The 25075-nt window shown below is 68.8% G+C and carries 22 protein-coding genes, 1 pseudogene and 1 riboswitch; of the genes and pseudogenes, 15 read left to right on the top strand and 8 right to left on the bottom strand.

All coding sequences use genetic code 11. The annotated features are described in order from the left end of the window. Positions 1–24 precede the first annotated feature (24 nt). Together pruA and HQ306_RS05030 are read left to right on the top strand one after the other, a co-directional pair. The gene (gene pruA / locus HQ306_RS05035) at positions 25–1662 is read left to right on the top strand and encodes an L-glutamate gamma-semialdehyde dehydrogenase (protein ID WP_222627942.1); all 1638 of its coding nucleotides are present in this window, start codon (positions 25–27) and stop codon (positions 1660–1662) included. Positions 1663–1665: 3 nt separating this feature from the next. Beyond that, positions 1666–2679 (top strand): proline dehydrogenase family protein, encoded by a 1014-nt coding sequence (locus tag HQ306_RS05030; RefSeq protein WP_222627940.1) that lies wholly within the window; start codon positions 1666–1668, stop codon positions 2677–2679. A 378-nt stretch (positions 2680–3057) separates the two neighbouring features. Here the strand turns inward: HQ306_RS05030 and HQ306_RS05025 are convergent, their stop codons facing one another. Then, positions 3058–3792: an anti-sigma factor gene (locus HQ306_RS05025; RefSeq protein ID WP_051612994.1), complete on the bottom strand. Its 735-nt coding sequence runs from the start codon at positions 3790–3792 to the stop codon at positions 3058–3060. 138 nt (positions 3793–3930) lie between these two features. Further along, a complete protein-coding gene (locus HQ306_RS05020) occupies positions 3931–4461 on the bottom strand; it encodes an Lrp/AsnC family transcriptional regulator (protein ID WP_027504334.1) in 531 nt (176 codons plus the stop codon). Positions 4462–4565: 104 nt separating this feature from the next. Between HQ306_RS05020 and ald the strand changes: the two genes are divergently transcribed. Both ald and HQ306_RS05010 read left to right on the top strand, forming a co-directional pair. Beyond that, positions 4566–5651, top strand: coding sequence for an alanine dehydrogenase (ald, locus tag HQ306_RS05015; RefSeq protein ID WP_027504333.1), 1086 nt, complete (start codon positions 4566–4568; stop codon positions 5649–5651). Between the two features lie 11 nt (positions 5652–5662). After that, a complete protein-coding gene (locus HQ306_RS05010) occupies positions 5663–6367 on the top strand; it encodes a dienelactone hydrolase family protein (RefSeq protein WP_056446635.1) in 705 nt (234 codons plus the stop codon). Between the two features lie 12 nt (positions 6368–6379). On the opposite strand, the gene HQ306_RS05005 is transcribed toward HQ306_RS05010, so the two are convergent. Then, on the bottom strand, positions 6380–7252 hold the full coding sequence (locus tag HQ306_RS05005; protein WP_222627938.1) for an ABC transporter: 873 nt from the start codon (positions 7250–7252) through the stop codon (positions 6380–6382). Positions 7253–7325: 73 nt separating this feature from the next. Further along, positions 7326–7640: a multidrug efflux SMR transporter gene (locus HQ306_RS05000; RefSeq protein WP_027504331.1), complete on the bottom strand. Its 315-nt coding sequence runs from the start codon at positions 7638–7640 to the stop codon at positions 7326–7328. Positions 7641–7655: 15 nt separating this feature from the next. Further along, positions 7656–7717, bottom strand: a riboswitch (guanidine-III (ykkC-III) riboswitch). 120 nt (positions 7718–7837) lie between these two features. Between HQ306_RS05000 and HQ306_RS04995 the strand changes: the two genes are divergently transcribed. After that, complete coding sequence (locus HQ306_RS04995) at positions 7838–8554, top strand: response regulator transcription factor (protein WP_261770253.1); 717 nt, start codon at positions 7838–7840, stop codon at positions 8552–8554. Next, the gene (locus tag HQ306_RS04990) at positions 8551–10191 is read left to right on the top strand and encodes a HAMP domain-containing sensor histidine kinase (protein WP_308115585.1); all 1641 of its coding nucleotides are present in this window, start codon (positions 8551–8553) and stop codon (positions 10189–10191) included. Before HQ306_RS04995 ends, HQ306_RS04990 begins: the two co-directional genes overlap by 4 nt. Here the strand turns inward: HQ306_RS04990 and HQ306_RS04985 are convergent. After that, positions 10081–10614, bottom strand: a pseudogene (locus tag HQ306_RS04985) (LysE/ArgO family amino acid transporter); the annotation flags it as partial. The gene HQ306_RS04990 and the pseudogene HQ306_RS04985 sit on opposite strands and share 111 nt — an antisense overlap. Before the next feature lie 76 nt (positions 10615–10690). Between HQ306_RS04985 and HQ306_RS04980 the strand changes: the two are divergent. Then, on the top strand, positions 10691–11590 hold the full coding sequence (locus HQ306_RS04980; protein WP_222627934.1) for a LysR family transcriptional regulator ArgP: 900 nt from the start codon (positions 10691–10693) through the stop codon (positions 11588–11590). Here the strand turns inward: HQ306_RS04980 and HQ306_RS04975 are convergent. Further along, entirely contained in the window at positions 11550–11978 is a 429-nt protein-coding gene (locus tag HQ306_RS04975) for an HIT family protein (protein WP_222627931.1), read from the bottom strand. The two genes, HQ306_RS04980 and HQ306_RS04975, sit on opposite strands and share 41 nt — an antisense overlap. Positions 11979–12072: 94 nt before the next feature. Between HQ306_RS04975 and HQ306_RS04970 the strand changes: the two genes are divergently transcribed. Further along, entirely contained in the window at positions 12073–13446 is a 1374-nt protein-coding gene (locus tag HQ306_RS04970) for a bifunctional glycosyltransferase family 2/GtrA family protein (RefSeq protein ID WP_222627930.1), read from the top strand. Beyond that, positions 13443–15431, top strand: a complete 1989-nt coding sequence (locus HQ306_RS04965) for a glycosyltransferase family 39 protein (protein ID WP_374197740.1) — start codon at positions 13443–13445, stop codon at positions 15429–15431. Before HQ306_RS04970 ends, HQ306_RS04965 begins: the two co-directional genes overlap by 4 nt. A gap of 57 nt (positions 15432–15488) precedes the next feature. On the opposite strand, the gene HQ306_RS04960 is transcribed toward HQ306_RS04965, so the two are convergent. Together HQ306_RS04960 and HQ306_RS22050 are read right to left on the bottom strand one after the other, a co-directional pair. Further along, positions 15489–15944 carry a helix-turn-helix transcriptional regulator gene (locus HQ306_RS04960; protein WP_056446646.1) on the bottom strand — a complete coding sequence of 152 codons (456 nt, stop codon included), beginning with the start codon at positions 15942–15944 and terminating at the stop codon, positions 15489–15491. Beyond that, entirely contained in the window at positions 15941–17038 is a 1098-nt protein-coding gene (locus tag HQ306_RS22050; RefSeq protein ID WP_308115565.1) for a serine hydrolase, read from the bottom strand. Before HQ306_RS22050 ends, HQ306_RS04960 begins: the two co-directional genes overlap by 4 nt. Positions 17039–17141: 103 nt before the next feature. Between HQ306_RS22050 and purD the strand changes: the two genes are divergently transcribed. The 6 genes from purD to HQ306_RS22535 all read left to right on the top strand — a co-directional run bounded on the left by purD (position 17142) and on the right by HQ306_RS22535 (position 25041). Then, entirely contained in the window at positions 17142–18401 is a 1260-nt protein-coding gene (gene purD / locus HQ306_RS04955) for a phosphoribosylamine--glycine ligase (protein ID WP_222627926.1), read from the top strand. 2 nt (positions 18402–18403) lie between these two features. After that, positions 18404–19558, top strand: a complete 1155-nt coding sequence (locus HQ306_RS04950; RefSeq protein WP_222627924.1) for a pyridoxal phosphate-dependent aminotransferase — start codon at positions 18404–18406, stop codon at positions 19556–19558. A gap of 87 nt (positions 19559–19645) precedes the next feature. After that, positions 19646–20290: a TetR/AcrR family transcriptional regulator gene (locus HQ306_RS04945; RefSeq protein WP_027504321.1), complete on the top strand. Its 645-nt coding sequence runs from the start codon at positions 19646–19648 to the stop codon at positions 20288–20290. 53 nt (positions 20291–20343) lie between these two features. Beyond that, the gene (gene purB, locus HQ306_RS04940) at positions 20344–21765 is read left to right on the top strand and encodes an adenylosuccinate lyase (protein WP_027504320.1); all 1422 of its coding nucleotides are present in this window, start codon (positions 20344–20346) and stop codon (positions 21763–21765) included. Positions 21766–21832: 67 nt separating this feature from the next. Continuing rightward, the gene (locus HQ306_RS04935) at positions 21833–23155 is read left to right on the top strand and encodes a UDP-glucose/GDP-mannose dehydrogenase family protein (RefSeq protein WP_222627922.1); all 1323 of its coding nucleotides are present in this window, start codon (positions 21833–21835) and stop codon (positions 23153–23155) included. A gap of 95 nt (positions 23156–23250) precedes the next feature. Beyond that, on the top strand, positions 23251–25041 hold the full coding sequence (locus HQ306_RS22535) for a DUF4012 domain-containing protein (RefSeq protein ID WP_222627920.1): 1791 nt from the start codon (positions 23251–23253) through the stop codon (positions 25039–25041). Positions 25042–25075 lie beyond the last annotated feature (34 nt).

Genomic DNA, 25075 nt, shown 5'->3' with positions numbered 1-25075 from the left:
GAAGACCCGACACCGAGGACCGACATGGACGCCGTCACCGCAGTACCCACCCCCCTGAACGAGCCGGTGCACACGTACGCACCCGGCAGCGCCGAGCGAGCGCGGCTCACGCACCATCTGGACCGACTCGCTGCCACGCCCACCGAGATCACCCAGGTCATCGGCGGAGACCACCGCGACGCGACGGGCCCACGCGAGAACGTCGTGCAACCGCATCGGCACGCGTCCGTCATCGGATCGTTCGCGAATGCCACCCACCAGGACGTACGCGACGCCATCGACGCGGCGACCGCCGCCGCACCTGCGTGGCGATCGCTGCCCTTCGACGAGCGCGCCGCAGTCTTCCTCCGCGCCGCCGATCTCCTCGCCGGGCCGTGGCGCGAGACCATCGCGGCTGCCACCATGCTGGGGCAGTCGAAGAGCGCGTACCAGGCCGAGATCGACGCACCCTGCGAGCTGATCGACTTCTGGCGCTTCAACGTCTCGTTCGCCCGACAGATCATGGCCGAACAACCGATCTCCGCGCCCGGCGTCTGGAACCGCGTCGAATACCGCCCCCTCGAGGGCTTCGTCTACGCCATCACCCCGTTCAACTTCACCGCCATCGCGGGAAACCTCCCCACGGCGCCGGCGCTCATGGGCAACACCGTGCTGTGGAAGCCGTCGCCCACCCAGGCCGTCGCCGCGTACCTGACGATGCAGCTTCTCGAGGCCGCCGGACTGCCCCCCGGCGTCATCAACCTCGTGCTCGGTGACGGACCCCTCGTCTCCGAGGTCGCACTCGCCGATCGTCGTCTCGCCGGCATCCACTTCACCGGCTCCACACCGACGTTCCAGCGGCTGTGGCGCGAGGTGGGCGAGAACATCGCCGGCTACGACACCTACCCGCGACTGGTCGGTGAGACCGGTGGCAAGGACTTCGTCGTCGCCCACAGTTCCGCCGACCCGGACGTGCTCACCACGGCGCTGATCCGCGGTGCCTTCGACTTCCAGGGTCAGAAGTGCTCCGCGGCGTCGAGGGCCTTCGTGCCGTCGTCGGTGTGGAAGAGGATGGGGGACAAGCTCGTCGACACCGCGTCGTCGCTGCGTTACGGCGACGTCACCGATCTGTCGAACTTCGGTGGGGCGGTCATCGACCGGAAGGCCTTCGACCGCAACGCGGCTGCACTCGAGCGCGCGAAGTCCACCCCGGGCATCACCATCGCCGCCGGCGGCACCTGCGACGATTCCGTCGGCTACTTCGTGGACCCGACGATCCTGCTCGGTGACGACGCGGGCGACGAGGCGTTCCACACCGAGTACTTCGGCCCGATCCTCGCCGTGCACGTCTACGACGACTCGAAGCCCGGTGCGTTCGAGAACACGCTCGCCATGGTCGACAGCGGGTCGAAGTACGCCCTGACCGGATCGATCATCGCCGACGATCGCGCCGCCGTCACGCAGGCCACCGAGGCCCTGCGCTTCGCCGCCGGCAACTTCTACGTCAACGACAAACCGACCGGCGCCGTCGTCGGGCAGCAGCCGTTCGGCGGTGCTCGCGCGTCGGGCACCAACGACAAGGCCGGATCACCGCAGAACCTGCTCCGGTGGGCCTCCGCGCGCACCATCAAGGAGACTTTCGTGCCGGCCGTGGACCACACCTACCCTCACCAGGGAGTCTGACCGATGGCCACCAACCCGCTCCGCCCCGTCCTGCTCGCCGCCGGGCGATCGCGCCGCCTCGAACGCGTCGTCGCGCGGTCCGTCCTGACCAGGTCGCTCGTCGAACGCTTCATCGCCGGGAGCACCGAACCGGAGGTGGTCGGTGCCGTCGCCGACCTGCTCGGGTCCGGCCGCGTCGTCAGCGTCGATCACCTGGGTGAGGACACCACCGACGCGGCGCAGGCCACCGCGACCGTCGACGCGTATCTGTCCCTACTGCAGGCATACTCACGCCTCCACACCCCACAGCCTCCAGCTTCCCCGTCCACTTCCGGCCGGCCTCCGGCCTTTTCGTCCAATTCCGGCCGGCCTCCGGCCTTCCCGCTGGAGATCTCGCTGAAGCTCTCGGCGCTCGGACAGTCGCTCCCCGACGACGGCCACGCCGTGGCCCTCGCCAACGCCCACAAGGTGTGCGCCGCCGCGGACGCCGCGGGAGTGTGGGTGACCGTCGACGCCGAGGACCACACGACCACCGACTCGACTCTCGCGGTCGTGCGGGAGCTCCGCAAGGACTTCCCGACTCTCGGCACCGTCCTGCAGGCGTACCTGCACCGCACCGAACAGGACTGCCGCGATCTCTCCGGTCCCGGATCGCGAATCCGGTTGTGCAAGGGCGCATATCGCGAACCGGCCAGTGTGGCCTTCCAGAAGAAGGCGGACGTGGACGCCTCGTACGAGCGGTGCCTGCGGGTGCTCATGGAGGGGGAGGGCTACCCCATGGTGGCGTCCCACGATCCCCGCATGATCGAGGCGGCGCGACGAGACGCGGCCGAACTGGGACGTGGACCGGACGACATGGAGTACCAGATGCTCTACGGCATCCGGGACGGTGAGCAGACACGCCTGGTGTCGGAGGGGTACCGCGTCCGCGTGTACGTGCCCTTCGGTACGCAGTGGTACGGATACTTCATGCGGCGGTTGGCGGAGCGTCCGGCGAACCTGACGTTCTTCCTCCGGTCACTGCTGACCCGCTCCTGACCCCTCGCCGCGCGCGCGATTCGCGCGTCCGTCGAAACTCCCGTCCCGGCACCCCTCGCCGAGGGCGGGAGTGAAGACGGTGTCACCGCAGGTGCGGCAGTGGTGCGTGCGATGGTGACCGATGCCGCACGAGCACGACCTGGCTCCCACGAGAACCGAACGCGCTTGCAGCACATGACCGTTGCCGCAGGTGGCCGGCGCCTCCTCGTGCCAGACACCGTTCATCAGGTGCAGTCGGCGCCGACGGTTCATCACGGACGTCTCCTCGGGAATCACACGTCACGAGGGAAGGTCTGACGTCGGGTGGTGCAGTGTCACCCACCCTACACGGGTGTCGAACACATGTTCGACTTCGAGTGGATCCGATCCGGGACGGAATCAGACGAGCGCGACGCGGGCCACGGCGCCCGAAGTGGGGAACGGTGATCCGCCCGCGGGTTCCACGGTCACCGAGAGTGCGGTGGCGCCGTCGACGGGCACGGATGCAGGCTGGGAGAGGTCGTCGGCATCCATCGTCCCGACGGACACGGGCGAGCCCTCGATGAGCCAGACCTGGTAGACCGATCCGGCGGGAGGCGCTGCGACATCCGTCATGCGGAGCACGGCGCGCTCGTCACCGGGGGTGTACTGCACGCTCATGGTGCCGCCTCCGGCCACCGGGGATTCGAGCGGTGCCGCGACGGTCGCGGTGGGAGCCGACGGAGTCGCGTTCTGCTGCACGGCCACCGCCCCGCCCACACCGACGACCACCGCAGCGGCGGCCGCCATCGCGGCGATGCGCCATCCGCGTCGGCGGCTGGGACGAAGGGGGAGGACTGTCGCGCCGTCGGGGTCGACCTGCGCCGTGTCCTCCACGGCCCCCAGGATGCGGACCCGGAGATCGGCGGGGGCGGGAGTGCGTGTCGCGTCCGACGTCACGGCCATCGTCTCGCGGACGTCACGCACGATCGCGTCGAACCTCCGCCTGGTGTGGGCGTCCGTGTCGTCGAGGCGAGTCATGGTCTCGTACTGCTCCGAGGCTGCCATGGCGTCGAGGGCACACAGGTACGCGAGCTCGAGAAGGTCCCGATCCGGCAGCTGCACGGGTCGTTCGGGCGAACCGTGATCGCTCATCTCGGGCTGCCTCCATGCGTGTGGTCGGTGGGTCAGTAAGAGTGGGCGAAAAGTACCCCCGTCACATCCACGGCCGTGCTCTCCTGGCTGATACACCGGGTATTCGGTGCGCTCGCCGCACCGGATGGGCGGAGGGCGTCAGCTCGGTCCGCCCTCGTCGACCAGTCGCGGCCGCAGGTGCTCGAAGATCAGTGTGGTCTCGGTCGCGGCCACCGACGGATGAGCACTGAGGTTCTGGACGACGAAGTCCCTCAGGTGCGCAGAGTCCGTCATCGCGACGTGGATCAGGTAGTCGTCGGCACCGGCGATGAAGTAGACGTCGAGCACCTCGGGGAACGTCGTGAAGGACTCCGCGAACTCGCCCAGGTGGCGCCGGGCACCCGCCAGCAGCCGCACCGCGATCATGGCCTGCAGGCCCTGCCCCAGTGCCGCCGGATCGATGTCGGCGTGGAAACCGCGGACGACCCCGCGCTCGACCAGTGAACGGACGCGTCCCAGACACGTCGACGGGGCGATCCCGGCGCGGGCGGCCAGGGTGTTGTTGGGGATGCGGGCGTCGTTCGCCAGTTCACGCAGGATGACGCGATCGATGCGGTCCAGAGATGCCGCCCGAAGATTGTTCGGTCGCACCGGGGCGGACAGACCTGTGTTCGACGATTCGATGTCCATGAGGCCAGTCTACGAAATTATCGTCACTTCGATTGCGGCTCGGTCGAACGAAGTTCACGATTATCGGACATGACGAGTCATCCGGTAGAGGCGAAGGGCGCACCATGAGAATCGGCATACCTCGGGAACTGAAGAATCACGAGTACCGGGTGGCGGCGAGCCCGGCGGGAGTGCACGACATGGTCGTGCACGGTCATCGCGTCGTCGTCGAGACCGAGGCGGGCGCGGGATCGTCCTTCTCGGACAACGACTTCAAGGCTGCCGGCGCGGAGATCTCGAACTCGGCCGACGAGGTGTGGGCGCGGGCCGAGTTGCTGCTCAAGGTGAAGGAGCCGATCGAGGCCGAATACCACCGGCTGCGGTCGGGCCAGGTCCTGTTCACCTATCTCCATCTCGCCGCGTCGGCCGCATGCACCGATGCCCTCGTCGCGTCCGGCACCACGGCGATCGCCTACGAGACGGTGACCGGCGCGGGCGGCAGTCTGCCGTTGCTCGCACCGATGAGCGAGGTCGCCGGCCGGCTCGCGACCCAGGCCGGGGCGTATCACCTGATGGCGCAGACGGGCGGCCGCGGCGTGCTGATGGGCGGCGTTCCGGGAGTGAGTCCGGCCAAGGTGGTGGTGATCGGCGGTGGGGTGTCGGGATCCAACGCCGTGGCGATGGCACACGGGCTCGGTGCGGACGTGACGGTGTTCGACCTCGACATCGCCAAGCTGCGAACCATCGACGCGCAGTACCGCGGCCAGGTCAAGACCGTGGTGTCGAACAGGTGGGAGCTCGAGCAGGCCGTCGTGGCCGCCGACCTCGTCATCGGGGCGGTCCTCGTCCCGGGTGCCAAGGCCCCGACGGTGGTGTCCAACGCACTGGTCGCACGGATGAAGGCGGGGTCCGTGCTCGTCGACATCGCCATCGATCAGGGCGGGTGTTTCGAGGACTCGCGTCCCACCACGCACGACGATCCCACCTTCCCGGTGCACGATTCGATCTTCTACTGCGTGGCCAACATGCCGGGCTCGGTTCCCCGCACGTCGACGCAGGCGCTGACCAACGCGACGCTCCCGTTCGTTCTCGCTCTCGCCGACCAGGGCTGGGAGCAGGCGTGCGCCACCGTTCCCGGGCTCGCAGACGGTCTCAGCGTGCACGCCGGCAACCTGCTGTCGGACACCGTGAGAACGGCGCTGGGTCGCTAGAGTCGGCCGGTATGACTGTCATCGAGGTCGACACCGGAACAGATCGCATCGAGGCGACACTCGAGATCCCCTCAGGGGAGGGACCCTGGCCCGCCGTCGTGATCGTGCACGACGTGTTCGGCATGACCGACGACATCAGGTCCATCGCCCGGCGCTTCGCCGACCAGGGCTACGTCGCGTTGGTGCCGGATCTCTACGCCCGCGGTGGTCGCGCCAAGTGTGTGACAGGAGTGTTCCGGTCGCTTCTCGCGCGCTCGGGCCGGGCGGTGGACGACCTGCTGGCGTGCCGCGACACCCTCACCGCGCGCGCCGACACCACCGGCGCGGTGGGCATCGTCGGGTTCTGCATGGGTGGAGGCTTCGCTCTGGCGCTGGCGCCCCGGGGGTTCGAGGCGAGCGCGCCGTTCTACGGCATCCTGCCCCGGCACATCGAGTCGGCCCTCGACGGCACGTGCCCGATGGTCGCGAGTTTCGGCAAGCGCGATCCGATGCTGCCGGGCGCGGGCCCGAAGCTCGAGAAGGTGTTGCAGGACAAGGGCGTTGCCCACGACGTCGTGACCTATCCCGGTGCCGGCCACAGTTTCGCGAACGACTTCGGATCGGGTCCGGGTGCACTGGTCATGCGCGTCACCGGATTCGGCTATCAGCACGAGCAGGCCGAGGACGCCTTCGCTCGGGTCTTCACCTTCTTCGGCGAGCACGTCCGGTCGCGCTGACGCCCACGAGGCTCAGCGGCCGACGGCCGGACCCTGCAGCGCCCCGCGCACCTCGCCCGTGTTGGGCTCGACCGCGCCGCGACTCTTGACCCAGCGGCTCGGCAGCTTGCCCACCAGTTCGCCGAGCGGGTTCACCGCCGCGGCGAGGACGTCCACGGTGTCCTGCAGAATCTCCACGCTGACGCTCATGCGCTCGAGGTTGGGCGCCAGCGAACTGAGCGACTCGGCGACGGTCACGAGCTGATCCAGCGGACCGTTGCGTGCCGTCAGCCGCTGGATCGCGCCTTCCTCACCGAGCAGCGTCTCGACGAGCCCGCCCTTGGCGAGGGCGTTGTCGATGACCCCGTTCTCACGGGTCAGCGCCTCGATCACGCCGCCCTCCTTGGTCAGGAGTTCGACAGGGCCGTCCTTCGCGGTGAGGCGCTCGATGGGTCCGTCGACGGCCGTGAGTCGATCGAGCAGACCGCCCTCGGCGAGGAGGCGATCCAGCGCACCGTCCTCCGCGAGGACTCGGGTGAGGGGGCCGTCGTCCGCCAGGATGCGTTCGAGAGGACCGCCGGGCTCGAGCAGTCGATCGAGGGTGCCGCCCTTGCTCGTCAACCTGTCGACGGCGCCACCGGGCTCGAGCAGTCGGTCCAGCGGGCCACCGGGCCGCAGCGCGTGACCCAGTGCGCGGTCGTCGGAGGTGAGCTCGGCCAACTGTCCGAGAAGCTGCAGCGGGCCGCTCCGAGGATTGGCCAGGGTGATGGCGTCGAGTGACCCGGAAGCGCCTGCGGCCAGCGCCATCCGGGTGGTCGCGACGGCCGACTCGGCCACCCCGACCGCCGACTCGGCGACAGCCAATCCGACACGCACCGGCAGTGTGACCGCGGACACCCAGTTCATGGGGTCACTCTAACCCGCGGCGGGAAGGCCGGAGGCCGGTCGGGATGGGACGGCGGGACGGCCGGGGGCGCGGTCAGTGGGCGAGCTTGAGTCCGATGACGCACCCGACGAGCCCTGCGATGAGGGCGATGCGGATCGGCGTCGCGGACTCGGTGCCGGACACCATCGCGTAGACGACGGTGAGCGAGGCGCCGATGCCCACCCACACCGCGTAGGCGGTGCCGGTCGGGATGGTCCGCATGGCGAAGGCGAGACCGCCCATGCTGACGACGAGCGCCGTACCGAAGACGATGGTGGCGACGGGCTTGGTGAAGCCCTCGGACTTGCCGAGTGCGGTGGCCCAGACGGCCTCGAACACGCCCGACAACACCAGAATGATCCATGCCATGAGTAGTCGACTCTCCTGGCACCGTCTTGTCGCTGGCCGGGTACGGTGCGCTCGTCCGGGTCTGTGTCGCAGTCTGTCCTCCACGGTAGCAAAGCGGACACGACGCCGGATCGGGGCTCACAGGAACCTCACAGCGACACCCCGGGCAGGAACCAGCAACGCCGGACACCATGGCATTCGTGAGCGAGAATTCCGTCATGACGACTCCCCGACCGCAGGCCACCGCCGAGGCGAAGGTACTGGTGGTCGACGACGAGCCGACCATCGTCGAACTGCTGTCGGTCAGTCTGAAGTTCCAGGGTTTCGAGGTCCGCACGGCGCTGGGTGGGCCCGCGGCTCTGGACGTCGCCCGGACCTTCCGGCCGGACGCGTTGATCCTGGACGTGATGATGCCCGACATGGACGGCTTCGGGCTGCTCCGCCGACTGCGCGCCGACGGTATCGACGCGCCCGCACTGTTCCTCACGGCACGGGACTCGTTGGAGGACAAGGTGACCGGTCTGACCATGGGTGCGGACGACTATGTCACCAAGCCGTTCAGCCTCGAGGAGGTGGTGGCGCGCCTGCGCGTGATCCTGCGCCGGTCGGTGCGCGGTCCGGAGGCGCAGCCGTCACGCCTGACGTTCGCCGACATCGAGCTCGACGACGACACCCACGAGGTGTGGAAGGCGGGCGAACCCGTCTCGTTGTCCCCGACGGAGTTCACGCTCCTGCGCTACCTCATGGTCAATTCCGGGACGGTGCTGTCCAAGCCCCGGATCCTGGACCACGTGTGGCACTACGACTTCGGGGGTGAGGTCGGTGTCGTGGAGTCCTACGTGTCGTACCTGCGCAGGAAGGTCGACACGACGGAACCCCGGCTGATCCACACACTGCGAGGCGTCGGCTACGTCCTGCGGGAACCGCGACGGTGAAGCGGCACCTACGTGCCGTCCCGCTCCGCGTCACCCTGGTGTCGGTGCTGCTGCTTCTCGTCGCCCTCGGTCTCGTCGGTTCGGGTGTGGCCGTGACCTCGGCACTGCAGAACACGCTGACCCAACGTGTCGACGAACAGCTCATGGAGGCGGCGTCCGGCTGGGCCAGGCCTCGTGGGGAGCGGTTCCTCGGACCTCCCCCGGAGGAGGCGAACCCACAGCGTCCGCCCACGGCGTTCTACGTCCGCTCGGTGGCGGCGGACGGCACCGTGCGTACTCCCGTGAACGATGTCGGGGACGATCAGCCGGATCTGACCGGCGTCCTGACCGCCACGCCGACCACTGTCGGATCGGTCGGCGATCCCGACGATTCGTGGCGCACGGTGACCGTCTCGAACGGGGACGGCCAGACGACGGTCGCGATTCCGCTGGCGGGCAACGAGGCCATCGTCTCCAGGCTCGTGACTCTGCAACTGTCCATCGGTCTCGGAGTGCTGGCGGTGCTGGGTGTCGCCGCGTACTTCCTGGTACGCCGGAGCCTGCGGCCGCTGCAGGAGGTGGAGGTGACGGCCGCGGCCATCGCGTCCGGGGATCTGCATCGACGCGTTCCCGAGCGGAACGAACGCACCGAGGTGGGGCGACTGTCCGCGGCACTCAACGGAATGCTCGCCCAGATCCAGCACGCCTTCGCTGCGACGGAGGCGTCCGAGAACGCGGCGCGCGAGTCCGAGAACGCGGCACGTGCGTCGGAGGACCGGATGCGCCGTTTCGTGGCCGACGCCTCCCACGAGCTCCGGACCCCGCTGACGACGATCCGCGGCTTCGCCGAGCTCTACCGGCAGGGGGCCATGACCGACACCGAGTTGCTGATGACCCGTATCGGGGGAGAGTCGGCGCGGATGGGTCTGCTCGTCGAAGATCTGCTGATGTTGGCGCGGCTGGACGCCCAGCGTCCGCTCGATCGGAGCCCCGTGGACCTCCTCGTGATCGCAGCGGACGCGGTGCACGATGCGGCCGCCACGGCTCCGGAACGAGCCGTGAGTCTGCAGGTGCTCGAGGGCAGCGGCGTGCCGGAGGTGCTGGGGGACGATGCGCGTCTGCGCCAGGTTCTCGGCAACCTGGTGGGCAACGCGCTCCGGCACACCCCGCCGACGGCGTCGATCACCGTGGCGGTCGGAACCGTCCGTGAGACAGCTGTTCTGGAGGTTCGTGACACCGGGCCGGGACTCACCGAGGACGATGCCGAGCGCGTCTTCGAGCGGTTCTATCGGGCGGATCGTTCGCGCACGAGAGAGAGCGGCGGGAGTGGTCTGGGTCTGTCGATCGTGTCCGCGCTGGTCGCGGCCCACAGCGGTCGGGTCTCGGTGGCGAGCGCGCCCGGCCGGGGTGCGACGTTCCGCGTGGAGCTGCCCCTGGCGGGCCGGCGTCCGGGTGGACGGGTGGAGTCAGCCGGAGACGAGCCCCTCGACCAGGACGACGGCGATGAGGAGCATGACCACACCGATCAGGACGTCGAGCACACGCCACGCGACGGGTCTGGCGAAGATCGGCGTCATGAATCGCGCGCCGAATCCGAGGGCCGTGAACCAGACGATGCTGCCCAGTGTCGCGCCGAGGGCGAACCACCAGCGCGCTGACCCGGTCTCGCGATTGGCGACGGAGCCGAGGAAGACGACGGTGTCGAGGTAGACGTGCGGGTTGAGCCACGTCAGTGCCAGGCAGGTGAGGACCGCGGACCGCAGCGACACACTCGCTCCGTTCCCGCCGACGGTCAGACTCGTCGGGCGCAGTGCCCGTCGGAAGGCCATGAGTCCGTACACGGTGAGGAAGACGGCGCCGGCGACCGTGACGACGGTGACAGCCGTGGGGTAGGTCTCGACGACCACGCCGATGCCCGAGACTCCCGCGAGGATGAGGACCGCGTCGGACAGAGCGCACACCAGGACGACGGCGAGCACGTGCTGTCGTGCTATGCCCTGACGGAGAACGAAGGCGTTCTGTGCGCCGATCGCGACGATGAGGGAGAGGCCGACACCGAAGCCGACGAACAGGGAGGACATGACCGGAACGCTAGGTCGAACCAGAAGATGTAGTCCAGCTCATGTTTTTCAGGACTGATGAGCGTAGCTTCACATCATGCAGTCGGACCAGCTCGAGGCTCTGCGTGCCGTCGTCGACGACGGCACGTTCGAAGCGGCTGCGCGGTCGCTGCACATCACACCGTCGGCGGTGAGTCAGCGCATCAAAGCGCTGGAACTGCGGGTCGGTGCCGTTCTCGTCTCGCGCACGAAGCCCGTGATGCCGACCGAGTCCGGCGTCGTGCTGCTCCGGCTCGCCCGGCAGATCCAGACTCTGACCGACGGCGCCGTGCGGGAGTTGCGCACCGCGGACGACGTCGCTCGGGTGTCGCTGGCCGTCAACTCGGATTCCCTGGCCACGTGGGTGTTGCCGGCGCTCGCGCCACTGGCGGGCTCCGTGATCCTCGACATCCATCGAGAGGATCAGGACCACACCGCCGAACTCCTCCGCGGTGGAACGGTGACGGCGGCGATCACGTCCATGGACACACCTGTCCGCGGCTGTACCTCGACCAGGCTCGGCTCGATGCGGTACCGCCCCTGCGCGTCTCCGTCGTTCGTGACTCGATTCCTGGACGACGGCGTCACTCCGGACGCCCTGGCCCGAGCCCACGTCGTGGTGTTCGACGAGAAGGACGCGCTGCAGGATCGCTACCTCTCGCGACACGGCGTGTCCGCGTCGGTGCCGCCGCGACACCTGGTGCCGTCGTCCACCGAGTACGCGCGTGCCGTGCATCTGGGCTTCGGCTGGGGCATGCTGCCGGACCAGCAGCGCGGCGGACTCGACGTCGTCGAACTCGACGACACCGTGATCGACGTGGCGCTTCACTGGCAGCAATGGACGCTGTCGTCGCCGGCGCTCGACACGGTGGCCGCGGCGATCGTCGGAGCCGCGCGGGCGGTTCTCGGACGACCGATCAGCGACGGGGGACGTGCTGCTCGTGGCCGAGTGCCGTGAGCGCTGCGGTGATCTTCTCCTGCGCCTCGTCCAACGACTCGGGCGACGGGGAGGTGTCGGCGCCGGAGATGTCGAAGTCCGCCATGTCGAAGGCCGGGAACACGTGCAGATGCAGGTGCGGCACCTCGAGACCGGCGATCAGCAGACCCGCCCGAGGGGCGTCGAACGCCGACCGGACGGCCTTGCCGACGGTCTGAGCGACAGACGTGAGCGAGCCGAAGGTCGTGGGATCGACGTCCTGCCACTGATCGATCTCGGCTCGCGGGACGATCAGGGTGTGACCCTGCGTGACCGGGGCGATGGTGAGGAACCCGACGACGTCGTCGTCCTCCCACACGAAGCGGCCCGGGATGTCGCCGGCGATGATTGCGCTGAACACGGATGCCATGGGCCGACTCTATTCGTCGGCTCCGCATCGGCTCCCGGGTACTTCCCGGGTTCGCCCCGGGTCGGTCCCGGGGCGGCGCACGAGTGTTCGGTGCATGACAACCAACTCAGTGGTGGAGCGGGAAGGCCGGAGGCCGGCCGGTGACGGGCGGGAAGGCCGGAGGCCGGCCGGTGACGGGCGGGAAGGCCGTGGGCCCGGGCGCGGGCGGGAGCCGGGGCCGGGTGGGGGTGCGGCGCGGACGGTGACCGTCGAGCTCGTGGTGCCCGTGTACAACGAGGAGGCCGCGCTCGAAGCCTGTGTCCGCAGGCTGCACGCCTTCCTGCGGGCCGACGTTCCCTGGTCGACGGTGATCACCGTCGCCGACAACGCGAGCACGGACGCGACACGGTCGATCGCCGAGCGCCTCGCCCGGGAGCTCGACGGTGTCTCGGTGCGACATCTGGACGACAAGGGTCGCGGCCGCGCGCTCAAGGCGGTGTGGACGGAGTCGGAGGCCGACATCGTCGCGTACATGGACGTCGACCTGTCGACGGATCTCGGTGCACTCGTGCCCCTCCTGGCTCCGCTGGCATCGGGCCATTCCGATCTCGCGATCGGGTCCCGGCTCGCCTCGTCCTCGCGGGTGGTGCGAGGGGCGAAGCGAGAGTTCATCTCCCGCACCTACAACGTCCTCCTTCGCACGGGTCTGCGGACCAGATTCTCCGACGCTCAGTGCGGGTTCAAGGCCGCGCGCACCGAGATCGTCCGGGAACTGCTTCCGCTGATCGAGGACACCGGGTGGTTCTTCGACACCGAACTGCTCGTCCTCGCGGAGCGGGTCGGTCTCCGCATTCACGAGGTGCCCGTCGACTGGGTCGACGATCCCGACTCGAGCGTGGACATCGTCGACACCGCACTGGCCGATCTGAAGGGCTGCTGGCGCGTCGGGCGTGCGCTCGCGACCGGCGCCCTCCCGATCGCGGACCTGCGTCTCAGCCTGGGTCGTGGACCCCTGTCGTCCACCGCCTCCACCACCGAGGTCTCCGAACTGAGGGGAGTGCCCGTCGGCATGATCGGTCAACTGGTGCGGTTCGCGCTCGTCGGCGTCGCCAGCACTGTCGCCTACGCGGTGCTGTACCTGATCCTGCACACGATCCTCGGCGCGCAGGGCGCCAACTTCGTCGCGCTCCTCGTCACCGCAGTGCTGAACACCGCCGCCAACAGAGCCTTCACATTCGGGGTCCGAGGCTCCGACGGGGCTGCGGCGCATCATCTTCAGGGTCTCGCGGTGTTCGCCTTCGGGTGGCTCGTCACCGCCGGTTCTCTCGTCGCCCTGCACGAGTGGGCTCCGGGTGCGTCCAAGCACGTCGAGCTCCTCGTTCTCGTTCTCGCCAACCTGGTCGCCACCGTGACGCGCTTCGTCGCGCTGCGCTGGGTCTTCCGGGCCGCATCCTCCGCCCGCACTCGTCAGATGGAGTCCACCTCGTGACCACCCTCCTCACCGCCCCGGAAGATCACGTGCACGACGGGGCTCCGCGCCCGGTCCGTACTCGTTGGGAACCATGGGCCGCTGCGGCCCTGATCCTGGGAACTGCTGTCGCCTACCTCGTGAACCTGAGCAGCAACGGATGGGCCAACTCCTTCTACTCCGCTGCGGTGCAGGCGGGTTCGCAGTCCTGGGAGGCGTTCTTCTTCGGCTCCTCCGATGCCGCGAACTCCATCACCGTCGACAAGCCGCCGATGTCGCTGTGGCTCATGGAACTGTCCGTCCGGGTGTTCGGGCTGAACTCGTGGGCGATCCTCGTGCCGCAGGTCCTGCTGGGTGTCGCCTCCGTGACGCTGCTGTGGCGCACCGTACGGCGACAGTGGGGACCGGCCGCCGGACTGCTCGCAGGACTGGTTCTCGCGCTGACTCCCGTGGCGGCACTGATGTTCCGTTTCAACAACCCCGATGCGCTGCTGGTGCTGCTCATGATCGCGGCGGTGTGGGCGATGATGCGGGCTGTCGAGACCGGTCGCACCCGGTGGCTCGTGGTCGTCGGCACGATGGTCGGACTCGGCTTCCTGACCAAGCAGCTGCAGGTCATGCTGGTGGTTCCCCCTCTGGCGCTGACGTACCTCCTGGCCGGGCCTGTGTCGCTGCGACGGCGCATCCTGCAGTTGTGTGCCGCGCTGGGCGCGATGATCGTGTCGGCCGGATGGTGGATCGCCGTCGTGGAACTCTGGCCGGCGTCGTCGCGGCCGTGGATCGGTGGGTCGCAGAACAACTCGATCCTCGAACTGACGCTGGGATACAACGGTCTCGGTCGGCTCAACGGTGAGGAGACCGGTTCGGTCACGCCCGGCGGCGGCGGTGGTGGTGGCGGCGGAATGTGGGGGGAGACGGGCATCCTGCGGATGTTCGACGCCTCGCAGGGCGGTCAGATCGCCTGGCTCGTTCCCGCTGCGCTGATTCTGGGAATCGCGGCGATCGTGCTGCGCGGCAGGGCTCCTCGTACCGACCAGCGGCGCGCTGCGCTGATCGTCTGGGGACTGTGGCTCCTGGTCACCGGGCTGACGTTCAGCTTCATGGCCGGCATCTTCCACTCGTACTACACCGTGGCGCTGGCGCCGGCGGTCGCGGCGCTGGTGGGCATGGGCAGCGTGGCGCTCTGGCGGGCCCGCGAGCGCCTCGTCGCACGCATCGTTCTCGCCGCGACGGTGGTCGCGACCGTGGTGACGTCCTGGATCCTGTTGTCCCGCAGCGCATCCTTTGTTCCGTGGCTGAAGGTCGTCGTCGTGCTGGTCGGTGTGCTCGCGGTCGTGGGGCTGCTCGTTCCGCGGCTGACTCGCGGCAGGCTCGCCGCGGTCACGGTTCTGGCGGCGGTGATCGCGGGTCTCGCAGGACCGACCGCCTACGCCGCGAACACCATCGCGACACCGCATCAGGGCTCCATCGTCACGGCCGGGCCGAACACCGGTGGCGGCTTCGGGCGTGGCGGCATGGACGGCGGGCGCGGCATGCGCGACGGCGGTGCCGGCCGGATGCCCGCCGGGGGACAGGCGCCGACGGGTGCGCCCGGTCAGCTCCCGGGTGGCGCCGCGCAGATGCCGGGTGGCGCGGACGGTGGCGGCGGCATGGGCGGGTTGCTCGATGGCAGTACTCCGAGCGCCGAGATGGTCGCCCTGCTCGAGGAGAACTCGGACTCGTACACCTGGGTCGCCGCGGCGATCGGGTCCAATGCCGCGTCGGGCTACCAGTTGGCGACCGAGGACCCGGTCATGCCGATCGGTGGTTTCAACGGCAGCGATCCCTCCCCGACGCTGGCCGAGTTCCAGCAGCACGTCGCCGACGGTGAGATCCACTGGTTCATCGCGGGCGGCGGTATGGGAGGCGGTGCGTCCGGTACCTCGGCGGAGATCAGCGAGTGGGTCACCGCGACCTTCACCGCCCAGACCGTGGACGGCGTGACACTGTACGACCTCACCGCCTGACCCGGATCCGGTGCAGTGAACCGTGCTGACCACGGTCCACTGCACCGGGATCTCACATCAGCGAAGTTCTCCGGCGATGTCGGCCGAGGCGAGCATCAGCACCAGCGCGGGCACGACGGTGCGTGCGGCGAGCCGGTAGTCGCCCCGGCCGTGCTGCTCGACGATCCGCGCCGAGGTGAGGGTCTTCAGATGGTGATAGAGCTGACCGACGGACGACAGTCCCACCGCCGCCTGGAGATCGGCGGCGACTGCTGGACCGCGCAACAGTGCGCGGACCACGGCGAGCCTCACGGGGTGGCCGAGCGCCGCCAGCACCTCGACCGCCCGGTCGGGGGGAAGATCGAGCACGGCGTCGGGCACGTACTCGATGGACCAGGTGACGTCGCCGGCCAGATGGACGTCACCCGAGTAGGACACGAGGCCCCCGGTGGACGCCGCCGTCTGTCGGGGGTCCCCCTCGAGCGCCGCGACCCGAGCCTCCAGGGCCGCGACGCGTGCCTCCAGCTCGCTCACGAGATGCAGGCTAGCCGCCCCACTGTCGCCGGATCCGCCGCGGCCTCGAGGAGCAGCGTCTGATGCTGGGTCAGGTTCGTCGTCGCGGACTCGTACTCGGCTGCGGTCAGACCATGGTTCAGCCACACCACCACGGCGGGGGCGCCGTCCGCGCGGCGGAACTCGAAGCCGTGCGTGAGAACTCCGGGCAGATTCCCGCCCTTGAACCCCATGGCCACGAACCCGGCGTCCGCAGGCGGGTCCTGCCATTCGAGGTGGCGCCTGACGGTGCCGACCCCCGAGCCGTAGGAACCGTCGGCGACGGCGGTGTGGAATCGCGCGAGCTCGGCGGCCGTCCCGGTCGGGCCGAACCGATCGAAGTACGTGAGGAGTTCCGTCTCGTCGCGCGGTCGCGCGGTCGTTCCGTACGTCGCGCGGAAGTCGGCGTCGAAGGCGAACCGCTGTGCGAGCGACCACAGATCGTCCGTGTCGACGGTCGCGTCGAGGGCGCCGAGCGTGACGCCGACGAGGGTGGGTGGTGTGAAGTCGCTCCACCCGCCCGCTGCGGCGGCGTCCCGCAACGCGTCGTCGCCCAGGCGGTACCGGAGGTAGTCGGGCACTCCGTTGTCGCTCTCACGCACCATCGCGGTGACCATGTCGTCGAGCCGCACCGTCGCGGCCGGATCCGTCGGCGATGTTCCGTCGTTCGCGATGCCGAGGCGATTCAGAGCAGCGATGTGGGCGCCGCCGTCCGTGCCGGGTGCGTACCACCGCTGCCAGTCGGCGACAGGGATGCGTTCGTCCGGGTCCAGCGTGCCGTCGGCCACGGCGCGGGCGTAGGCACCGAGGTGTACGACCTTCACGGCGGAGGCGAGGGGGTGCGGCGTGTCCGCGTCGTGCTCGGCGGTGTGTCCGAGCCCGTCGTCCACCGCGAAGGACACCGATTCCGGGTGCTCGGCGGCGAAGCCGATCCAGCCGTCGGGTGTGGTCATGTCCGCAACGGGGGCCGGTGCGCACGTCGTGGTGGACGTCGGCTCGGCCGTGCTCGGCGGTGCGGACGAGCACCCGGCCAGCAGAATCGACGCCGCGGTCACGGCGGTGAGAATGCGCATCATCGGTTCTCCTCGAGTCGCATCGTTCGGCTATTCCGTAATTCCGGAATTACCATAGCGCGAACGGGTGCGCTGGTCCAGAGGTCGTGGCCAGTACGCTGCTCTCGTGCGAGTACTCGTCATCGGTTCCGGAGCCCGTGAACATGCCCTGCTGATCGCCCTGGCGGCGGACCCCGAGGTGAGCGCGGTGATGTGCGCCCCCGGCAACGCCGGCATCGAGACCGTCGCCCAGACGTACCCCGTCGACGTCGCCTCCGGGGAGGCCGTCGTGTCGCTCGCTCGCGAGCGCGGCGCCGATCTGGTCGTCATCGGCCCCGAGGTACCGCTGGTGCTCGGCGTCGCCGACGCGGTGCGCGAGGCCGGGATCGCCTGCTTCGGTCCGTCCGCCGCCGCCGCCCGGATCGAGGGTTCCAAGGCGTTCGCGAAGGACGTCATGGCGTCGGCCGGGGTCCGCACCGCGACCAGCGAGGTGGTGGACACGCCGGCACTGCTCGATGCCGCCCTCAACCGCTTCGGGCCGACGTGGGTGGTGAAGGACGACGGACTGGCCGCGGGCAAGGGAGTCGTCGTCACGCAGGACCGCCTCACCGCGCGCGCTCACGCCGCCGAGCTCCTCGAACTCGGCCATCCTGTGTTGCTCGAATCGTTCCTGTCCGGCCCGGAGGTGTCGCTGTTCTGTCTCGTCGACGGCGAGACCGTGGTGCCGCTGCTGCCCGCTCAGGACCACAAGCGCGTCGGAGAAGGCGACACCGGGCCCAACACCGGCGGGATGGGCGCCTACACACCGTTGCCGTGGTTGCCCGACTCGATGGTCCAGCGCATCGTCGACGAGGTGGTCGCGCCCGTGGCAGCGGAGATGGTGGCACGGGGTTGCCCGTTCACCGGCCTGCTCTACGCGGGCCTCGCGGTGGACGGTGAGGGCCCCGCGGTCATCGAATTCAACTGTCGCTTCGGTGATCCCGAGACCCAGGCCGTGCTCGCACTGCTCGACTCACCGCTCGGTGCGGCGCTGTACGCGGCATCCACCGGAACATTGGCGGACCTGCCGCCGCTGCAGTGGAAGCAGGGTTCGGCGGTCACCGTCGTGCTCGCCGCCGAGAACTATCCCGGCCGACCGCGCACCGGAGACGCCATCACCGGCGCCGAGAACCCCGGCGTGCTGCACGCGGGGACGGCGCACGGCAGGAACGGTGGCCTCGTGTCGGCCGGGGGCCGCGTGCTCAGCGTCGTCGGCACCGGGGCGGATCTCGCCGCCGCCCGCACCGAGGCGTACGACATCATGGCGCGAGTGTCGTTGACCGGCGGCCACTTCCGCACCGACATCGGACTCTCGGCCGTCGAGGGCCGGATCTCGATCCCCTCCTGACGATGGTCGAGGAATCCGCGCGCTCGCGTATCGAGCCGTTCCGCGTCATGGACGTGTTCGCCGCTGCGGCGCGCCGCCAGGAGACTCACGGCGACGTAGTGTCCCTCGCGGCCGGACAGCCGTCCACGCGTGCGCCCGGGCCGGTCCTCGCTGCCATGCGCACGGCGCTCGACGACGACGTGATCGGCTACTCCGAGACGTTGGGTACCGCGCGGCTGAGGGCGATGATCGCCGCCTACCTGTCGAGGCGATCGCAGGTCGTCATCGAGGCCGAGGACGTCGTGGTGACCACCGGGTCGTCGGGTGCGTTCACGTTGCTGTTCCTCGCGGCGTTCGACGCCGGCGACACCGTGGTGATGGCGCGACCCGGTTATCCCGCGTATCGCAACACGTTGTCCGCGTTGGGGTGTCGCGTGGTCGAGCTGGACTGCGGCGAGGACGTGCGCTTCCAGCCGACGGTCGCGATGCTCGATGCGCTCCCCAAACCTCCGAAGGGACTGATCATCGCCAGTCCGGCCAATCCGACCGGCACGATCATCGATCCCGACGAGTTGGCCGCGCTCGCGCGATGGTGCGACGAGCACGGCACGCTGCTGATCTCCGACGAGATCTACCACGGCATCTCCTACGGCGACGTCGAGTGCCGGAGCGCTCGGGAGTTCTCGGACGGCGCCGTCTCGATCGGGTCGGTCTCGAAGTACTTCTCCATGACCGGCTGGCGTCTCGGCTGGATGGTGCTCCCGCGTTCGCTCACCCGAGCGGTCCAGCGGCTGGCCTCGAACATGACGGTGTGTCCGCCGACCGTCTCGCAGCTCGCCGCGGTCGCCGCTTTCACGGACGAGTCCCTCGCCGAGTTGGACGGTCACGTGCGGCGGTACGCCCGCAACCGCGAGGAACTGCTCGGCGGTCTCCGTGACGCCGGCATCACCCGGCTCGCTCCCGCGGACGGCGCCTTCTACGCGTACGCCGACATCGGGCACCTGACGGACGATTCGTTCCGATGGTGCGCCGACACCCTGAACGAGACCGGCGTGGCCGTCGTCCCGGGTGCGGACTTCGACACGGTGCACGGTCACCACACGGTGCGCTTCTCCTTCGCCGGTGCGACCGAGGACATCACCGAGGCGCTGCGTCGGCTCGCCCCGCGACTGCGGTAGTGGGCTGCGCCCCCGTGCGCCCTTTGCGCATCCAGGGATACGCAAAAGGCGCACGGGGGAGAAGCGCCGGTGGCAGCATGTGTACGCATGTCGACCGGCTCCGCTCCCCGCTCGACGCCCAAGGGTCGGCGTCGGCGCGAGGCCCTCATCTCGGCCGCAGCGGATCTTCTGCTGGCCGGAGGGTACGACGCCGTGCGGCACCGGAGCGTCGCGGCGAGGGCCAGGCTTCCGCTGGCGTCGACGACCTACTACTTCGACTCCCTGGACGACCTCGTCACGCACGCCGCGGAACTGAACGGGGTCCGTGAGATCGCGATGATCCGCGACCGGATGACCGCATTCGCGCCGGCTGCGTTGGACACCGCGGACACGGTGGACCTGGTGGTGGACCTGCTCGTGGGTCCGGACGACGGCGACGAGGTCCGGCGGGACCTGATGGTGGCGCGCTACGAGCGGGTGCTGGCCGCGGCGCGGCATCCGCAGCTGCAGGAACTGCACTGCCGGCTGCGTGGTGAGTTGGAGGACATGCTGTCCGACGTGCTGTCCGCCGCGGGTCGGCCCACCGACCGTGACCACGTCCGCCCGCTCCTGGCTCTCGTCGACGGTGTCGTGATGGGCGCGTTGGGTGAGAATGGGGCAGACCTGCGGTCACGCGTGCGGGACGTGCTGCTGGATGCGGTGGACCGTCACGCGCCGTTGTCGCGGGAAGTCCGGAGGACGGTCGCGCAGTAGAGGCGCAGTCCGGGGGACGGCCGCGCAGTGAGGGGACCGTAAACTGGCCGCTCGTGAGCCGTATCCCGAATGTCCTCGCCCACCGTTACGCCAGTCCCGACATGGCCCGTCTGTGGTCACCCGAGCACAAGATCGTGCTCGAGCGTCAGCTGTGGATCGCCGTGCTGCGAGCGCAGGCCGATCTCGGTGTCGACGTTCCGGCGGAGGCCATCGCGGACTACGAGCGAGTGGCCGACCGGGTCGATCTCGAGTCGATCGCGGATCGCGAGCGGGTCACTCGTCACGACGTGAAGGCGCGGATCGAGGAGTTCAACGCCCTCGCGGGCCACGAGCACGTGCACAAGGGTCTGACCAGCCGCGATCTGACGGAGAACGTCGAGCAGCTGCAGATTCTGCGGTCGATGGAACACGTGTACGGGCACGGCGTGGCTGTCGCGGCGCGTCTGGCCGAGCGCGCGGCCGAGTACACCGAGGTGGTCATGGCCGGCCGCAGCCACAACGTCGCGGCGCAGGCCACGACGCTGGGCAAGCGGTTCGCGTCGGCTGCCGACGAGCTGATGGTGGCGTTGACCCGGCTCCGGGAGCTGATCGACCGGTACCCGCTGCGCGGCATCAAGGGTCCGATGGGGACGGCCCAGGACATGCTCGATCTGCTCGGCGGCGATGCCGACAAGCTCGAGACCCTCGAACGCGCGGTGGCGCAGCATCTCGGTTTCGCCCACGTCTTCACGAGTGTCGGCCAGGTCTACCCTCGTTCCCTCGACCACGACGTGGTGTCGGCGCTGGTGCAGGTGGGTGCGGCGCAGTCCTCCTTCGCCCACACGGTGCGCCTGATGGCCGGACACGAACTGGTGACCGAGGGTTTCCAGCCGGGTCAGGTGGGCTCGTCGGCCATGCCGCACAAGATGAACACCCGGTCCTGCGAACGCGTCAACGGCCTGCAGGTGATCCTGCGCGGGTATGGGTCCATGGCCGCGGAGCTGGCCGGCGCACAGTGGAACGAGGGCGACGTCTTCTGTTCCGTCGTGCGTCGTGTCGCGCTGCCGGACGCATTCTTCGCCATCGACGGGATGATGGAGACCTTCCTGACCGTGCTCGCAGAGTTCGGTGCCTATCCCGCGGTGATCGCCCGCGAGCTGGATCGCTATCTGCCCTTCCTGGCGACGACCAAGGTGCTCATGGCCGCTGTCCGCGCAGGCGTCGGTCGGGAGACCGCCCACGAGGCCATCAAGGAGCATGCCGTGGCCGTCGCTCTCGCGATGCGGGAGCAGGGGAGGGAACCGGACCTCCTCGACCGACTCGCGGCCGACGAGCGGTTGCCGCTCGACCGCGCGGCACTCGACACGGCGCTGGCGGATCGGTCGGCGTTCATCGGCGCCGCGCACGCGCAGGTCGCTGCGGTCGTCGCCGCGGTGCAGACACTGGTCGACGCGAACCCGGAGGCGGCTCGGTACACACCGGCTCCCATTCTGTGATGTGAACCGTGACGACGGGGCGGTCTCCCGGTGGAAGTGACGGCCGTCAGACCCTACGGTTCGTCATGTGAGCAAAGTTGTCGTCATCGGAACGGGTTATCTGGGCGCCACGCACGCTGCGTGCATGGCCGAGATCGGACACGACGTCCTCGGGGTCGATGTCGACCCGAGCAAGCTGGCCAAGCTCGAGGCGGGGGAGGTGCCCTTCTGGGAGCCCGGCCTCGAGGACGTGTTGCAGCGCAACATCGCAGCGGGCCGCCTGCGCTTCACCGCGTCGTACGCGGACGCTGCAGCGTTCGGTGACATCTTCTTCCTCGCGGTGGGCACGCCGCAGAAGAAGGGCGAGTACGCCGCTGACGTGACGTACGTGAACTCGGTGGTGGAGAACCTCGCACCGCTGATCACCGGACCCGCTGTCCTCTTCGGCAAGTCCACGGTCCCCGTGGGCACGGCGGAGCGACTCGGCACGATGGCCCACGCGCTCTCGCCGGCAGGCGAGGACCTCGAGGTGGCCTGGAACCCGGAGTTCCTGCGCGAGGGTCACGCCGTGGAGGACACGCTGCACCCGGACCGGCTGGTGCTCGGGGTCGACCGGAACCGTCCTCGGCGCGCGGAGGAGGTCGCCCGCGAGGTCTACGCGCCCCTGCTCGCCGAGGGGATCCCCTTCATCGTGACCGATCTGGCCACCGCCGAATTGGTCAAGACCTCGGCCAACGCATTTCTCGCGACGAAGATCTCTTTCATCAATGCTATTTCCGAGGTCTGTGACGCGGCAGGCGCCGATATCACCGTTCTGGCCGACGCAATCGGTCACGACGATCGAATCGGGCGCAAGTTTCTGAACGCCGGGATCGGTTTCGGCGGCGGTTGCCTACCGAAGGACATCCGCGCATTCATGGCTCGTGCCGGTGAGCTGGGAGCCGATCAGGCGCTGACGTTCCTGCGCGAGGTCGACAACATCAACATGCGTCGCCGCACCGGCATGGTCGAGGTCGTGCGCGACACCGTGGGAACTCTGCTGGGAGCTCAGGTCGCGGTGCTGGGTGCAGCCTTCAAGCCCGACTCCGACGACGTCCGCGATTCACCGGCACTCAATGTCGCTGGCCAACTGCAACTTCAGGGTGCCGGTGTGACCGTGTACGACCCGAAGGCCAACGACAACTCCCGAGCGTTGTTCCCCACTCTCGGGTACGCGAGCTCGGCACTCGAGGCGTGCGCGAAGGCCGACGTCGTGCTCGTGCTCACGGAATGGCGCGAATTCCGCGAGCTGGTTCCCGACGATCTGGAGGGCGTGGTGCGGGAACGCAGAATCATCGACGGACGCAATTGCCTCGACGTGAATGCATGGCGATCCGCGGGTTGGCTGTATCGGGGACTCGGCAGGCCGTAGTGGGGTGAATGCGTGCCGAGTGACGCGACGCACGACCCGAAGACGATTGATACACTTCCGCCGAATCCCGATCCGTGTACGAGCAGAGGAATTTCGTGTCGACTGAGCTCGAGGAAACCGCGGCGGCACGCCGTCGGCGACGTGTACCGATCTGGGTATGGGTTGTCGTCATCGTGCTGCTCGGGCTCGTCGCATGGTTCGGATGGACCGTCTTCACTGCGTACAAGGGACTGAGCTCGGCGCGCGACGACGCGCTGGCGGCGCGGTCGGCGATCCTGGCGGGCAACGCGGACGAGGGCCGCGAGCACGTCGCGGACGCCACCGCGGCGTCGTCGGATGCGCTGGACGCCACCGAGTCGCCCATCTGGAAAGCCGTCGCCGCGATTCCGGGCGTCGGCTCCCCGCTCGACGTCGTGGGGCCTCTCACCGGGCTCGTCCACGACCTCACGACCGAGGTCCTGCAGCCCGCCGTCGAAGTCGGTGCCGTCCTGAACCCGAGTGAACTGCGCGCAGACGACGGCACGATCGACCTGGGCGCCCTTCGCGATGCATCGCCGACGCTGGAGCAGGTGTCGGTGTCGGCCGGCGAGTTGAACGATCGTGCCGAGTCCATCGACACCGAGAGCTACCTGCCCCAGGTCACCGAGGCCGGCGACTCGTTGAAGGCACAGCTGGACGACCTGTCCGGGCTGCTCACCAATACCAGCCTCGCGTCGAAGATCCTCCCGGACATGCTCGGCGAGAATGCGCCCAAGAGTTACTTCTTGGCCTTCCAGACGAATGCGGAATCGCGTGGTACCGGCGGGCTGATGGGCGGATTCGCCATCATCGATGCTGACCGGGGAAAAATAGAGCTGGACGAACTGGCGAAGAACAGCGAATTACGCCGCAACTACGACCCGATCGACCTGGGCGCGGACTTCGCAAAGAATTACGGGAACCAGTACAACGCGACGGCCAACTGGCAGAACGCCAACGTGAGCTCTCACTTTCCGTATGCCGGCGAGATTCTTCGGTCGATCTGGCAGCAGGAATCGGGTCAGTCTGTCGACGGCGTACTGGCGACGGACCCGGTGGCCCTGAGCTACATCCTCGGTGTCGTCGGACCCGTGACGCTCGCCGACGGGGAACAGGTCACCGAGGACAACGTCGTGAACCTGACCCAGTCTGAGGCGTACTTCCGCTTCGCGGACGACAACGCCGCGCGCAAGGACTACCTCCAGCAGATCGCCGCGCGTGTCTTCTCCAAAGTGGAGGGCAAGATCAAGAACCCGGCGAAGTTGCTGGACGCGATCGGACGTGGCGTGAGCGAGGGTCACACCGCTGTCTGGAGTGCCGATTCGGCTGTGCAGAGCGTGCTGTCGGGAACCAAGATCGCGCACGAGGTTCCGGACGATCCGGCGCCGTACGCATCGGTGATCGTGAACAACGGCGCCGGCGGCAAACTCGACTACTACCTGAAGCGTGACGTCACCTACACCGCTTCGTCGTGTGTTGGAGACACGCGAACGTCGCAGATCACGGCCACCGTCACCAACACTGCACCTGCGCAGGACTATCCGAGATACATCGCCGGCCGTCAGAACGAGACCACCGCCTACGAGGGGCCGCCAGGAACGAACCGCTCAGTGGTGTCCGTCCTGACCACGACTGGATCCACGCTGTCCAAGGCGACGATCGACGGCCAGCAGGTCTTCCTCCTGACCGGTCAGGAACGCAATCACCCGGTGTTCTACACACCGCTGGTCGTGGAGCCGGGGCAGACGAAGACTCTGGTGCTCGACCTGGTCGAGCCGACAGCTGCCGGGGCCGCTCGCGCGCCCGTTCAACCCCAGACATTGGACGGCACTGCGACGATCGACGTTCCGGACTGCTCCGGATCGTGAGGGTGCCTGTCCTCGCACGACGGTCACGCCGCAG

The organism is Rhodococcus sp. BP-160, assembly GCF_019836205.1.
Lineage (GTDB): Bacteria > Actinomycetota > Actinomycetes > Mycobacteriales > Mycobacteriaceae > Rhodococcoides.
This window is presented reverse-complemented; position numbering and strand designations above follow the sequence as displayed.

Bases quoted from the DNA above. Each gene is read 5' to 3' on its own strand.
- pruA (WP_222627942.1), top strand. From the start codon at position 25: ATGGACGCCGTCACCGCAGTACCCACCCCCCTGAACGAGCCGGTGCAC.
- HQ306_RS05030 (WP_222627940.1), top strand. From the start codon at position 1,666: ATGGCCACCAACCCGCTCCGCCCCGTCCTGCTCGCCGCCGGGCGATCG.
- HQ306_RS05025 (WP_051612994.1), bottom strand. From the start codon at position 3,792: ATGAGCGATCACGGTTCGCCCGAACGACCCGTGCAGCTGCCGGATCGG.
- HQ306_RS05020 (WP_027504334.1), bottom strand. From the start codon at position 4,461: ATGGACATCGAATCGTCGAACACAGGTCTGTCCGCCCCGGTGCGACCG.
- ald (WP_027504333.1), top strand. From the start codon at position 4,566: ATGAGAATCGGCATACCTCGGGAACTGAAGAATCACGAGTACCGGGTG.
- HQ306_RS05010 (WP_056446635.1), top strand. From the start codon at position 5,663: ATGACTGTCATCGAGGTCGACACCGGAACAGATCGCATCGAGGCGACA.
- HQ306_RS05005 (WP_222627938.1), bottom strand. From the start codon at position 7,252: ATGAACTGGGTGTCCGCGGTCACACTGCCGGTGCGTGTCGGATTGGCT.
- HQ306_RS05000 (WP_027504331.1), bottom strand. From the start codon at position 7,640: ATGGCATGGATCATTCTGGTGTTGTCGGGCGTGTTCGAGGCCGTCTGG.
- HQ306_RS04995 (WP_261770253.1), top strand. From the start codon at position 7,838: ATGACGACTCCCCGACCGCAGGCCACCGCCGAGGCGAAGGTACTGGTG.
- HQ306_RS04980 (WP_222627934.1), top strand. From the start codon at position 10,691: ATGCAGTCGGACCAGCTCGAGGCTCTGCGTGCCGTCGTCGACGACGGC.
- HQ306_RS04975 (WP_222627931.1), bottom strand. From the start codon at position 11,978: ATGGCATCCGTGTTCAGCGCAATCATCGCCGGCGACATCCCGGGCCGC.
- HQ306_RS04970 (WP_222627930.1), top strand. From the start codon at position 12,073: ATGACAACCAACTCAGTGGTGGAGCGGGAAGGCCGGAGGCCGGCCGGT.
- HQ306_RS22050 (WP_308115565.1), bottom strand. From the start codon at position 17,038: ATGATGCGCATTCTCACCGCCGTGACCGCGGCGTCGATTCTGCTGGCC.
- HQ306_RS04950 (WP_222627924.1), top strand. From the start codon at position 18,404: ATGGTCGAGGAATCCGCGCGCTCGCGTATCGAGCCGTTCCGCGTCATG.
- HQ306_RS04945 (WP_027504321.1), top strand. From the start codon at position 19,646: ATGTCGACCGGCTCCGCTCCCCGCTCGACGCCCAAGGGTCGGCGTCGG.